The sequence below is a fragment of the Hyphomicrobium sp. DY-1 genome (genome assembly GCF_047497105.1).
Classification (GTDB): Bacteria; Pseudomonadota; Alphaproteobacteria; order Rhizobiales; family Hyphomicrobiaceae; genus Hyphomicrobium_B.
This window is the reverse complement of the sequence record NZ_CP134870.1, coordinates 4,210,849-4,223,004: the sequence shown is the minus strand read 5'-3', so window position 1 is coordinate 4,223,004 and position 12,156 is coordinate 4,210,849. Positions and strand designations below refer to the sequence as shown.

General features: G+C 58.6%; 11 protein-coding genes. 3 read left to right on the top strand and 8 right to left on the bottom strand.

Going from position 1 to position 12,156, the window contains the following annotated elements:
- Positions 1 to 127: 127 nt before the first annotated feature.
- The gene (locus RLW41_RS20465) at positions 128 to 1,255 is read right to left on the bottom strand and encodes a putative zinc-binding metallopeptidase (RefSeq protein WP_414462682.1); all 1,128 of its coding nucleotides are present in this window, start codon (positions 1,253 to 1,255) and stop codon (positions 128 to 130) included.
- 203 nt (positions 1,256 to 1,458) lie between these two features.
- Here RLW41_RS20465 and RLW41_RS20460 point away from each other — a divergent pair, with 203 nt between their 5' ends.
- Positions 1,459 to 1,938, top strand: a complete 480-nt coding sequence (locus RLW41_RS20460) for a hypothetical protein (RefSeq protein WP_414462681.1) — start codon at positions 1,459 to 1,461, stop codon at positions 1,936 to 1,938.
- 74 nt (positions 1,939 to 2,012) lie between these two features.
- Here the strand turns inward: RLW41_RS20460 and RLW41_RS20455 are convergent, their stop codons facing one another.
- Together RLW41_RS20455 and RLW41_RS20450 are read right to left on the bottom strand one after the other, a co-directional pair.
- Complete coding sequence (locus RLW41_RS20455; RefSeq protein ID WP_013947614.1) at positions 2,013 to 2,204, bottom strand: CsbD family protein; 192 nt, start codon at positions 2,202 to 2,204, stop codon at positions 2,013 to 2,015.
- A 90-nt stretch (positions 2,205 to 2,294) separates the two neighbouring features.
- The gene (locus RLW41_RS20450; protein ID WP_414462680.1) at positions 2,295 to 4,100 is read right to left on the bottom strand and encodes an AI-2E family transporter; all 1,806 of its coding nucleotides are present in this window, start codon (positions 4,098 to 4,100) and stop codon (positions 2,295 to 2,297) included.
- A 509-nt stretch (positions 4,101 to 4,609) separates the two neighbouring features.
- Here RLW41_RS20450 and RLW41_RS20445 point away from each other — a divergent pair.
- Positions 4,610 to 5,584 carry an arsenic resistance protein gene (locus RLW41_RS20445; RefSeq protein ID WP_414464624.1) on the top strand — a complete coding sequence of 325 codons (975 nt, stop codon included), beginning with the start codon at positions 4,610 to 4,612 and terminating at the stop codon, positions 5,582 to 5,584.
- Positions 5,585 to 5,612: 28 nt separating this feature from the next.
- Here the strand turns inward: RLW41_RS20445 and RLW41_RS20440 are convergent, their stop codons facing one another.
- A complete protein-coding gene (locus tag RLW41_RS20440) occupies positions 5,613 to 6,167 on the bottom strand; it encodes a hypothetical protein (protein ID WP_414462679.1) in 555 nt (184 codons plus the stop codon).
- A 127-nt stretch (positions 6,168 to 6,294) separates the two neighbouring features.
- Positions 6,295 to 7,191 (bottom strand): LysR family transcriptional regulator, encoded by an 897-nt coding sequence (locus RLW41_RS20435; protein ID WP_409559877.1) that lies wholly within the window; start codon positions 7,189 to 7,191, stop codon positions 6,295 to 6,297.
- Positions 7,192 to 7,286: 95 nt separating this feature from the next.
- Here RLW41_RS20435 and RLW41_RS20430 point away from each other — a divergent pair, with 95 nt between their 5' ends.
- Positions 7,287 to 8,177 carry an aldo/keto reductase family oxidoreductase gene (locus RLW41_RS20430; RefSeq protein WP_414462678.1) on the top strand — a complete coding sequence of 297 codons (891 nt, stop codon included), beginning with the start codon at positions 7,287 to 7,289 and terminating at the stop codon, positions 8,175 to 8,177.
- A 226-nt stretch (positions 8,178 to 8,403) separates the two neighbouring features.
- Here the strand turns inward: RLW41_RS20430 and cysQ are convergent, their stop codons facing one another.
- The 3 genes from cysQ to RLW41_RS20415 form a co-directional block, all read right to left on the bottom strand.
- On the bottom strand, positions 8,404 to 9,228 hold the full coding sequence (gene cysQ, locus RLW41_RS20425; protein ID WP_414462677.1) for a 3'(2'),5'-bisphosphate nucleotidase CysQ: 825 nt from the start codon (positions 9,226 to 9,228) through the stop codon (positions 8,404 to 8,406).
- A gap of 11 nt (positions 9,229 to 9,239) precedes the next feature.
- Entirely contained in the window at positions 9,240 to 10,058 is an 819-nt protein-coding gene (locus tag RLW41_RS20420) for a hypothetical protein (RefSeq protein ID WP_409559874.1), read from the bottom strand.
- Positions 10,059 to 10,268: 210 nt separating this feature from the next.
- On the bottom strand, positions 10,269 to 12,122 hold the full coding sequence (locus RLW41_RS20415; protein ID WP_414462676.1) for a diguanylate cyclase: 1,854 nt from the start codon (positions 12,120 to 12,122) through the stop codon (positions 10,269 to 10,271).
- Positions 12,123 to 12,156 lie beyond the last annotated feature (34 nt).

Genomic DNA, 12,156 nt, shown 5'->3' with positions numbered 1-12,156 from the left:
GCTCTGCAGCACGCACTCGCAGAGCCAGAGACTATCGGCTCACACTTTCTCTGCTCGGCGATATCGGGATCGGGAGCTTGAACGGACTTCTAGATCAGAGGTTGTAGACACACAATCGCCGCGCCTATCAATTCTTGACGAACATCCGGCGAAGAATTCCAGGCCGCGGCGACGCCGCCTCCGCATCGCTCTCGCGCTCGGTTTCCGCTCCCCTGTCTTTGACGAGGCGGTGAATGAACGCGAGTTTGCCTATGATGGCTGGCGAGAGCACAAACGGATAGAGATCCGGTTGGCCCATGCTGCGATTGAGGCTGTTGACGGCGAACGTAACCGGTATCCATTCACTCATGAGTGTTTCCATATCGGCGATGGCATAAGGATCGCGATCGGCTGTTGCGCTCAAGCCTTCTGTAGCCGCCAGTCGCGGCGAAATTCGCAAATTGAACGTATGCGCCATTTCGAGCGTATCGATTATGTGCAGATAGTGAGCCCAGGTTTCAGCGAAATCTTCCCACGGATGCATGGTCGCGTAGGCGCTGACAAAATTTTCCCGCCAATTCGCAGGCGCTCCGTTTTGATAGTGCGCTTGCAGAGCGGCGTCGTAATCGAGCGTTTCGTCGCCAAAAACTTCGCGAAATGCCTCGGTCTTTCCGGCATCCCTGACCAACCGATCCCAATAATAATGACCGACTTCGTGACGGAAATGTCCGAGCAGCGTCCGATAAGGCTCATGAAGATGTGTGCGCAGTTTCTCCCGTTCGGCATCGTCCGCCTCCAGAAGCGAAATCGTGATGATGCCATTATCGTGGCCCGTCAGAACTTTGGCTTGCGGAGCCGATGCTAGGAAATCAAAAAGCAAGGGCTCGGGATCGCCACTCGCTGTCGTGGGCACCGGGAGGCGCAGTCTTAGCAGCGTGTACATCAAGCGCCGCTTCGCTTCTTCGATCCGATGCCAACGTGAAACATTGATCGGATCAGACAGATCGGGAACCGTCCGGTTATGCTCGCAGGCCGAACAGTAAGGTGTTGCGGAAGAGGCGTTGACCAGCCAATTGCAGGCGTGAAGCTCCCAATTGGCACAGTATCGATATTGATTCTGATTGTCGGCCAGCGCGATCCACGTGCTTCCGTTGGGTTTTACGGCGCTCATGGTCTCCTGGGGCGGAAGATATCCGACCTGAAGATGGCAGCGCTCACAATGCGTGTTCTCAAAAAAAAGAACCTGCCCACAATTCTGGCATTCAAATAATTTCAAAGGAATTGTTCCTTCTAACCCGCAAACATTGCGTACACAATCGGCACTGCAACGCCGAAGGGAGATCAAAGTTGCTCACGGGCAACCGAAATTTGCGGAAATATTCCAAACCGCCGGGCTGTCGGGAAGCCATGATCTTTTGTCCTCGTTACAGAGCGGAGTGAAGCTCATAACAAAGACGTTGGATTGCGATGGAGCTTCACATGTTCGCCGATCTTTGCAGAATGCTTTTTCTCTCGACGTTTTGTTTAACCGTAGCGACATCGGAGGTCCGCGCCGATACCTGCGGGGATCGTCTCTCCAACGTACAGTCGCAAATAAAAGGCCTGACTTTGAAACAACGAACGCACGTCACGGATAATTTCGATGCGTTCTACCTAGAGAGTGCAGCTCCGCCCGCACGGATAACGGTCTCCTGCGGAAATAAGATACTGTCATTCGATGCGGAGTGGCACGGTGGAGACCTTGCTGCCTATAGCGCGCTGCTAGCCGACATCGGGACTTCGCTCGATCTCGGCAGCGATGATTTCTCGTCGTTGCTACAAAAGTGCTGGGATAGAGCAAGCATAGAGGATGGCGAGGACGAGGAAGGGACCGTTGTCGTGCAGACGAAGCGCGCACAAATCAGCTGTGCGAACACAAACGGCACGGCTGAGATAAGCGTAATTCCCCTACCGCATTAGCAGTTGAAAACGTGGTTGCGCCCGATTTGGATCGAGGGGGATTCGATAACGATCCCCCCTGACCCTTTATCGCCTTACAGCTTGTCGGTCGCCTTATCGACCGCATCGCGCACCTTATTGACCTTGTCGGATACGGCGGTCTCGACCTTACCTTTCACGGCCTGAGCCGCGCCCTCGGCCTGAAGCTTATCGGAGCCGACGGCATAGCCGACCTTCTCCTTCGCCTTGCCGACAGCAGTATCAATTTTACCTTTCAGTGCGCCCATTTTGCGCCTCCTTATCAATTGATAGCGCACTGTAACGCCGGAAAATCCGCCACGGTTCCGTATGGCGAAAGCCAAACCGTCCGCACGCGGTTAATGTGAAGCCGGAGCGACTTCTCGACTGGTCTGCCGCTCGGTGTCCGAAGAATTTGAGAGGGAATGTTCCAATGAATTCGTAAACCGCGCAAACGAGGTAAATATCTCGGGAGCGACGAAACGGTCACGTGAAGAAGGCAGAGAAAGCTGCCTTGACGAGACGTCGAGCAGAACGACCTCAACGCCTGGGAATAGAGAGCGGGCGCGATCGACCAGTATCCTTATCCCGCCTTCGGCAAGCCCTGTGACCGTCATAAGCACGATCTTCTGCAAGTCGGCGTAACCGATATCCGCCAGAAAGGCCAAAGCCGTCAGACCCGAAGCTTCATTCATGGCACACGCCAGACCCGGGTGATCCCGATTAATCGCCGAGACTGCAAAGCGGGTCGCGAGCTCGTCGAATTCTCCCCGCACGGGGACGAGCACCATAATGGGATCTTTATCGGGCTTCTCCGGCTTGGACTTTTCCGGCCTGGACTTTTCCGCGATGGCGCCAATCGTGCTCGATAGTTCCGCCTGGGCTTCCTTGTCCAATCGACCGCGCCGCCGATCCCGGGCGCTTAATGCCAGCGCCGGAAAGACGAGCTTGTCCAAAACTTCCGCGTAAGGGGCCTTTTCTTCGGCTTCGGCGATTTGTTCCGTCGCAGCAAAGACATCGCTCGACAAGAGTCGATGATAAAGGTTCTGCTGCTCGGATAACGGCGGCTCATCACCGAGCAGCACCGTTATGAATTCAAGGTCGGGCACGTATTTGCCCAGCACCACAAGGATGAGCGTGATCGGCGCAGCTAAAACGAGCCCGATGGGACCCCAAGTGAGCGTCCAAAAGCTCGTCGCCAAAATCATCGCAAAGGGAGATAGGCCAGCTCGCCGGCCGAGAACCAACGGTTCCAGAACCTGCCCCATGATAGGTTCGCCGATAGCAAATATCGCAAGCGTCAGAAGAGCTTTCGTCCAGCCTGGATCGACGGCCGCAGCCAACAATATCGGCGGAATGGCCGCGACGTAGGAGCCAACGAACGGGACGAAGCGCATGACGAACGCCATCACACCCCAAAGCGGCGCATTCGGAACTCCGAGAGCAAATAACGACAGACCGACGAACGTCCCGAACGATGCGTTGAGTATGACCTGTCCGGTAAAAAGCGCGATGAGCCGATCGCCGGCATCCGACATCGCTGCAGTCGTTTCGGTTATATGCTCGACGCCGAAAATTCGCACGATCCTGTCTCGCAGGTCGCGAAACTGCATCAGCAGAAAAAGCGTGAACAGGAACGTCAAGGCCGCTTGCGTCAGCGGCTCGGCGAGAATGCGAAGCCCGTAAAGCGCCGTGCTTTCGTCGTCGCCCTTAACGATCTGGACCTTGCCGCCGTCCTTACCCGAAGCATTCTCTGCTGGCGGTTGAGCCTCAGGATAAGTCACCCCGAACTGAAGTTCGTTATTGATCATTCGCTGATACGTTTCGACCGCGTCGATGGCACGGCCAACAAGACCGCTCGGCACGGATGAACCAACGATGCTTCTGACTTTCTCCAGCACATTCGTGCGGTACTGAGGCAGATCGGCCGCGAGCGACAGAAGTTGCGAACTCAAACCGATCGAGGCTGCCGTCATGCACACAACCACGACAAGCAGGACGGTGCCTTCGGCAAAGCCTTGAGGAATGCCACGTTTCTTGAGAAAAACGACGATGGGCACCAGCACGAAGCAAGATATGCCTGCGAGCGCGAGTGGCACCAGGATATCCCGCCCCAAAACGAGCGCCGCAATAATAAGGGCCGCCGTTACGAGCGTGGCAGACAAACTTCGTATCGAATCTGCGAGTAACGGCATCGGATGACGTATCGGACGTTAGAGGAAGCGTCGCGCTTTAACGTTGCTGCCTTCCCTCCTGTTCCCGGCCCGCAGGCAATGCTTATTCAACAGTGAACTGAACCCTTTTCCCTTCCGCACGTTGAATGAATGCACGCGCCCGGTGGCAACCGGCCGCAACAGGGAATGATGGACGCAGCTATTTTGCCGGTTTCTCGCTGCGACACCAACGCATTGGTACGCGCTGACATCTAACCCGTTCCGGGCGAGTGCGCTTTCCTGAAAGGCCGCACCAGCCACGGCCACCCGTTGCCGCTAAACGCTCTTCCGCTAAACGCTTCAGACTGCGCTTTTCCGAAAGCATGAGTGTCCCCGCCGCGGCTCCGTCTTTTTGGGGCGATCGACCACGTTCTCTGATCGTATGACGCGTGGCAATGTGGGCACGATCGAACTTGCGAACGGGGTTCATTCGAGCCTGAAGCGAAGTGGGGAAAATGGTTTTGGCTGAACTCCGCGAGATCCTGGAAAGCCGGCAGGTCTCGATCTATTTCGCCGCCGTCGCGTTGGCCGCAATGCTCGCTCTAACCGTCGGTGGGACGGATGTTCTGGAAGGCAGCATCAATCCCGCACTCGCCGCGATGCTGTTCCTCACCTTCCTACAGGTCCCCTTAGCCGATCTTGGCGTGGCCTTCGCGCACCGCCGGTTTCTTGCCGCGCTACTCCTCACGAATTTCGTCGCGATGCCGCTGCTCGTCGCACTTCTCGTACAGATCCTTCCCGATGATCCGATGATTAGGCTCGGAGCACTGCTGGTACTGCTCAGTCCCTGCATCGACTACGTCGTCACGTTCTCTCACCTCGGTCGCGCCGACGCCCGCCTGCTGCTTGCCGCCACGCCCATCCTGCTCATCGTGCAGATGCTGCTGCTGCCCATCTTCCTCCAGTTATTTCTCGGAGTGCGCGTGGCAGACCTCATCCATGCCGGACCGTTCGTGCATGCCTTCATCTGGCTTATCGCCATTCCGCTGGCGTTTGCAGCTCTCCTCCAGTACTGGGCCGCGCGCAACGCTGCCGCCGCGCGCCTGTCCTCTATCTTCGGACTTCTGCCGGTTCCGGCCACCGCCATCGTTCTCTTTATTGTCGTCGCGGCGGTCGTGCCCCAGCTCGGGCATGCCATCGACAAAGCTCTGAGCGTCGTCCCGATCTATGTCGCGTTCGCGATCCTCGCGCCGCTCATTGGATGGCGCATCGCACGCCTATTTCAGCTTCAGGCGCCGGCAGGACGCGCCGTCGCATTCAGCGCCGCGACGCGGAATTCGCTCGTCATCCTTCCGCTCGGACTTGCTATTCCCGGCGCGGTGCCGGTCCTTCCGGCGATCATCGTGACCCAGACGCTGATCGAACTTTTGAGCGAACTCGTCTACGTCCGCCTCATGCCGAAGTTGACTACCAATCGCGAGACGGAAACGGTCTGACCGGCCGCCGCAATATCAGCTTTGCAAGCTAAAAGGCTGCCAGCCGTTTCGTCGGACGCTGGCCGATGTCATCCGCCCGTCGCTTGAGCCACGTTCCGCCCTTCTGGTCGGCTTCGGCCACGCAGTCGTCGACCCACGCCACCAAATTCGACGATTGCTGACGCAGACTTTCGAGCTTCAGGATACGCCGCACCTCCATCAGTCGCCCCGGTTGATGCGGAAAAACCGGCCTATCGTCGCGATCGACGTTCCAGTGGCACAGGATCATAAGATCGCCGTCGCCCGCTGCCGCTTCCTTCACGACGTCCGCAAGAATATCGTCAACGGGCAGAACTTCCGCGAAGCCGCCGCCAACCCCAATGAAGAGCAGGATCTGCGCCAGGTTCTGCGGACGGCGCAGCGCGTTACGCAGAATGACGTGCCGGTGCATTTGCCGAAGCGCCGTCCTGAATTCGCCGTCGAAAATCTGTAGCAGCGCCGTGCCGCGATCAGGCTCCGTGCTTCGCCATAGCGTTTGGCCCGGATCGTATTCGAGGTCGACAAGTTGTGGGTCGGAAACGGAAGCGGGTGAGCGGAAAGGCATGGCGGGGCTCCGGATGCGCTCGCAAACGCACGGCAATGATTGCCGGCGCAAGGTATTTCGAAATCCCGCGAAGCGATCTGTAATACCAAAACTGGGTCGAAAGAATGACCGAGCCGAGCATTTGCAGCTAATTGGCTTTGATGAAATCGACGAACGCCCGCAATGGCGCGGGCACCAGCCGCCTCCCTGGATAATACAGAAAGGGCCCGGAAAACGCTTGCCACCACGGTTCGAGGATGGGCTCCAGCGCGCCGCTGTCGAGATACGGCCGCAGCCAATCTTCGAACAGATAGATGACGCCCGAACCAGCTACGGCGACGTCCACCGCCAAGTCGACCATGCCGCCCGCCTGCACGATCATAGGTCCGGTTGTGTCAACGCTCACGATCTCGCCGTCGCGCTCGTATTCCCACGGCGGCATGGAGCCACTCGCGAACCGCCCTCGCAGACACGCATGATTGAGCAGGTCCCGCGGATGTGAAGGTCTGCCGTGGCGATCGAGATATGCAGGCGATGCAGCCGTCGCGAAACGCTGCACGCGAGGGCCGATCGGCACGGCGATCATGTCCTGCTCCAGCCGTTCGTCATAGCGAATACCGGCGTCGCATCCCGCTCGCACCACGTCGACGAAGGTGTCTTCGGCAATGATTTCGAATTTGATTTCGGGATAGGCCGACAGAAAAGGCGGAATGATCGTCGGCAGCACGAGCCGCGCCGCGCTGACCGGCACGTTGAGACGCAGCGTGCCCGCAGGCCGGTCGCGGAAAACATTGACGACATCGAGCGCGGCTTCGACCTCATTGAGAGCAGGCGTAAGCCGTTCCAACAAGCTGCGGCCGGCATCCGTCGGCACCACGCTCCGGGTTGTCCGGTTGAGAAGCCGGACACCAAGCTGCGCTTCCAGCCGACGCACCGCGTCGCTCAGGCCAGAAGGGCTCGCACCGCTCGCCCGGGCGCCATCCCGGAAGCCACCGGCCCGCGCCACAGCAACGAACGCGTTCAAATCACCAAGGTCAACGGCCATTGTTCGAAAATCCGCACAGCTTGTCCGGATTGTGGTCGATTATCGCATGCTAAACAACCGCTATATCTCCGCGCAGCACGAATAAGGAGACGCCCATGACCACCCTCGACGCTTCCGACACCTTCAAACTCGGCGACCGCACCGTCACGCGCCTCGGCTACGGTGCCATGCAGCTGGCCGGACCCGGCGTTTTCGGTCCGCCAAAAGACCGTGCCCAAGCCATCGCCGTTTTGCGCGAGGCCGTTGCGTCCGGCGTGAACCACATCGACACCAGCGATTTTTACGGCCCGCACGTCGTCAATGAACTGATCCGCGAAGCACTGCACCCGTACCCGGACGACATGGTGATCGTGACGAAAGTTGCCGCCCGCCGCGGTGACGATGCCTCGTGGATTCCGGCGCTCTCACCAAAAGAGCTGACCCAAGCCGTGCACGACAATCTGCGCAATCTGGGCGTCGATGTGCTTGATGTCGTCAACTTCCGCAGCATGCTCGACGTGCATGGGCCAGCAGAGGGCTCGATTGAAGAGCAAGTCTCTACGCTTGCCGACCTTCAGCGAAAGGGACTGATCCGCCACATTGGCCTCAGCAATGTCACGCGCAAGCAAATCGAAGACAGTCGCAAGATCTGTGACATCGTCTGCGTCCAGAACCTTTACAATCTTGCGCACCGTGACGACGACGCCCTAATCGACCAGCTCGGCGCTGAAGGCGTGGCCTACGTGCCCTTTTTCCCGCTCGGCGGCTTCACGCCGTTGCAGTCGTCGGAATTGTCGGCAGTCGCCGCCCGTCTCGGCGCAACGCCTATGCGGGTCGCACTCGCATGGCTGCTCCGGCGGGCATCGAATATCCTGCTGATCCCCGGTACGTCATCGCTGGCGCACCTTCGCGAAAATCTGGCGGCAGCAGAGTTGCAATTGCCGGACGATGCGATGGGCGAATTGGATCGTATTTCTGCAAACACTGCTCCGGCAAACGGGCATTAGGTCGAACGTTGAAGGGACGGGGGAACGAATTCTCAGCCGGACGCCTTTATCCGATATGGAAAACGGCAACGATCCCCCGACCATCCCTTTCCCGACGCAAGAGCCCGGTGAGTTATCGCCGCTGCCACCTGAGCCGAACAAGCCGCCTGAGCCGTCTCCAATTCCGATTGACGATCCGGCCGAGCCGATGCCTCATCCGCCGGGGAGGTGAGCGCTCGGGGCGATGCTACGCGTCGATCACACCGCCGCAATTCTGCAGTAGCGCCCGCAGGGTGTCCGCATCGCCGCCGTACGAGATGAAATGCGGATTGTCGTAAGAACCGTCCGCCGCGCATGGCACGCCGTATTCGAGTTCCCTGCCGTCCGACGTCAGCGTGCAGCCACCGGCGCCGCGCAACACCGCGTCACCCGCCGCGGTGTCCCACTGCATCGTCCGACCGAAACGCGGATAGATATGAGCGTCCGCCATCGCCACGAGACAGAACTTCAAAGACGAGCCAACCGAGACCTTGCGATCGACCGGGAGCTTCTGCAGAAAATCTTCTGTTTCCAGATTTCCGTGCGAAGCACTCGCGACGGCGGTCAGGCGGCCATCTCCGCATGACGCGCGAATTTGCGAGCGCTCACCAATCGAAGCATCTTGCAAAATTGCGGACCGGTAAGATGCCAAGCCGTCACTGCTAAACAACTCGCCCCGCGCCGGCGCGAAGACGACGCCGAGTTTCGGCTTTCGATTTTCGACGAGGCAGATGTTGACTGTATAGTCCGGCCTGCCGCGAATGAATTCTTTTGTCCCATCGAGCGGATCGACAAAAAACAGCGCGCGACTTGTTGAATGGTCTGCAACACAAGAAGCGGCAGATTCTTCCGCGATGATCGGAATATCCGGCGCGATCCTCTGCAGCGCGCGCACGATCAGATCTTCAGCCGCCTGATCGGCATCCGTCACCGGACTGCCGTCGGACTTGGTCATAACGTTCGCGCCACCTTGCCGAATTTGGGCAATGAGCGTGCCGGCCTCGATGGCAATGCGTTCGAGCGTATCAAGCATTTCTTCTTCTCTTACCCGAACAAACGGGCAAGGCGCCGCTCGCATTGATAGCGGGGTCTCAGAAACTCCGAGCGCCTGAATTGACTTTGCAGATCGGGAGCAACTCTGACGTCTTCTTTCAGCACCCACCGTCGCCACAGATAACGATCAAGCTGTGTACGCGATTTCAGCTCGGCGCGTTCGGCGTCCGACAGATCGCCATGGCGCACCATCGTCCAACCGGCCTTTGCTTTTCCATCTTCGGTCGTGTTTTGCCGTTTAGCCACCGGCGAGATACCGAGTTCGGCCGAGATTTTGCGAACCAGGTCGTCTGCCTCGCTGATCGGAGCAATATGATCGACAGACGCCAGCGCGTCGTCGAGCAGACGCATCTTCTGCTGATCCGACAGTCGCACCAGATCCAGCCACGGAAGTTCGAGCCAGCGGTCCAAGAGGAAATGCGAAATGAAATTCTGGCGCGTTGCCCGCAAAAACAGCGAGAACCCATAGGGCCGCAATCCCTGCTGGATGTACCGTATCATGCGATAATTGTAGTAGGACAGCATCAGGCTTTCCGGCTCGCGAAGAATGATCGAGCGAACGATTTTGCGGTCCTTGAACTGCTCCTCGATCGAGCGGCCGATGAAATGCCCGGATAAGGCTTTGATCTGGTCGAGCGGCGCCGGCGGCTTGTCGTTGTATTTTCGACCGAACCAACCGAGCGGAAATTGCCGCGTCCGCTTCGGCGCAAACCACACGCCCGAATGGCCCAGCTCGTATGCCAAATGCTTTTCAACCGTCGTGCCTGCGCATTTCGGCACGTGAATATGGATGAGCAACGGCTCCGGCATGCCAGACTTCCCCCCGTAACAGCTCGACGTCGGATAGACTGAGCAGCTTAGATCACCTTATCGGCAAGTCACACCGAGAGAGCTACCCTAAAAGTCATAATGGACAACTTTTTGGTCGCGGGGGGGATCGCGGCTTCGCGCAGCACGAAGCCCGTATAACGTACTGTTTTTTCGTATTTATTCCTGAAAGGAGGATCGCATTAGCGCCGATTAGGCTTGGTCGGCTAGGCTCTCCTGGAAGACCGAGCGATTACGACCCGCCGCTTTCGCCTGATAGAGCGCCTTGTCGGCAACGAGAAGCAGCGACGCCAAATCGTCGTCCAGCGCCGATCGCGTCGTCGCTCCCACACTAACTGTCACGGAAACGCTGAGACCGTTCTCCATTGCGATCGGCCTCGCCTCGAGCGCTCGGCAAATTCTGTCTGCTACGGCCTTCGCCTCACGCGCCCCGCAACCGCTGAGCAGAATGGCAAATTCCTCGCCACCCAATCGGCCGACGAGATCCTGTTTCTTGACGCAGGCCTTGATCCGCTTTGCCGCGACGGCCAGCACCTGGTCGCCACACGGATGGCCATACTCGTCGTTAATCGACTTGAAGTGATCGAGATCCATCATCAGCAGGCTGACGGGTGCGGCGTGTGCTGAGGCCTGCGCTATCGCGGCAGAGGCGCTATTGATGAAAGCTCGCCGGGTCAACAGCTCGGTAAGCTGATCCTCCGTCGCCATGCGCTCCAGCTCTTTTGTGAGCCGGGCGCGTTCCTCCGCCGCGAGGTACGAGTCATGGATGTCGGTGCTCGTGCCGAACCATCGCGTAATGTTTCCCTCGTCGTCGCGTATCGGCAAGGCCATGACGCGAAGCCAGCGATACTCTCCGGAATGATGACGGAACCGATAGTCGACATCGTAAGGCGTACCGGTCGCAACCGCATCCCTCCATGCCTTGCGGACCATATCCCAATGCGGCGGATAGACCAGCATCTTCCAGGTATCTTCGCTGATTTCATGCGAGAGTATCCCTGTGAATTCGCTCCACCGCGCCGAAAAATAATCGTACTGGCCCTGCGCATCGCAGCTCCATACGATTTGCGGCAACGCTTCCGTTAAGGTTTCAAATTGAAAGCGGCTCTGCGCTAACGCCGACGCCGTTTCCATCTGATCGGTCACATCGACGACGACGCCCGACATGCGTACGAGGTCGCCGCGCTCGTCGTAGACAGGCTTTGCCGACGTAATGACCCAGCGCAGCGCTCCGCCCTGCGGCAGGACGCGATATTTGCAGCGATAAGACGTTCGCGTCTCGATGGCAGTACGCAGCGTCTCTTCTACGCGCGCACGATCGGCGGCATGGATCGCGCGTATAAAATGCCCATCGTCAACACCGCGCACACAGCCTGCTGCCGACAATCCATACATCCGCGCCACGTTGGCGTCGGCCGTGCTGATGTTCGTTTTGACGTCGAAGTCCCAGACGCCGACCATTCCGGATGATTCGAGCGCAAGCTTCAGCCGCTGCTCCGACTCCCGAAGGTTGCGCGCGCACTGAACATGGCTTGTAACCTCCGACGCGATTGCAAGCACACCCAGCACCTGTCCCTGCGCATCGGCGACCGGCGTGAAATGCAGATTGAACCAGCGCGTCGCCCATTGGCCGTTGCGCACGAGACGCATCGGCTGATCATGGAAGCTGCAGCTTTCGCCGGTGAACACGCGCGATAGAACATCGGCGTAGAATTTCGCCCCTTCCCCGACAACCTCTTCGACCGACCGGCCGAGGAAATCACCGCGTGTAAATTCACTGAATAGCACGGTCGCCGCCGCATTCGGCACGAGGTGACCTTCCCGTCCGACCATCAATGCCATGGGTACGGACGCGTGCGCCACAAGCCGCGCGGCCATGCTCAATGCCGCGGGCCAGTCCTGAAACGGCGGCAGCCCTGACGACGGCCAATCGAAATGCGAAATCTCGGCGAGGCCACCGTTGTCGGCGCGTCGTGACAGGAGAAAATCGATACTGCGCGTCGGAATATCGCTATCGCGCATCAAATCAGTGACCCACCGCGTCACGATTGAAAAATTGATACAGCATTCGCGAAAGTTA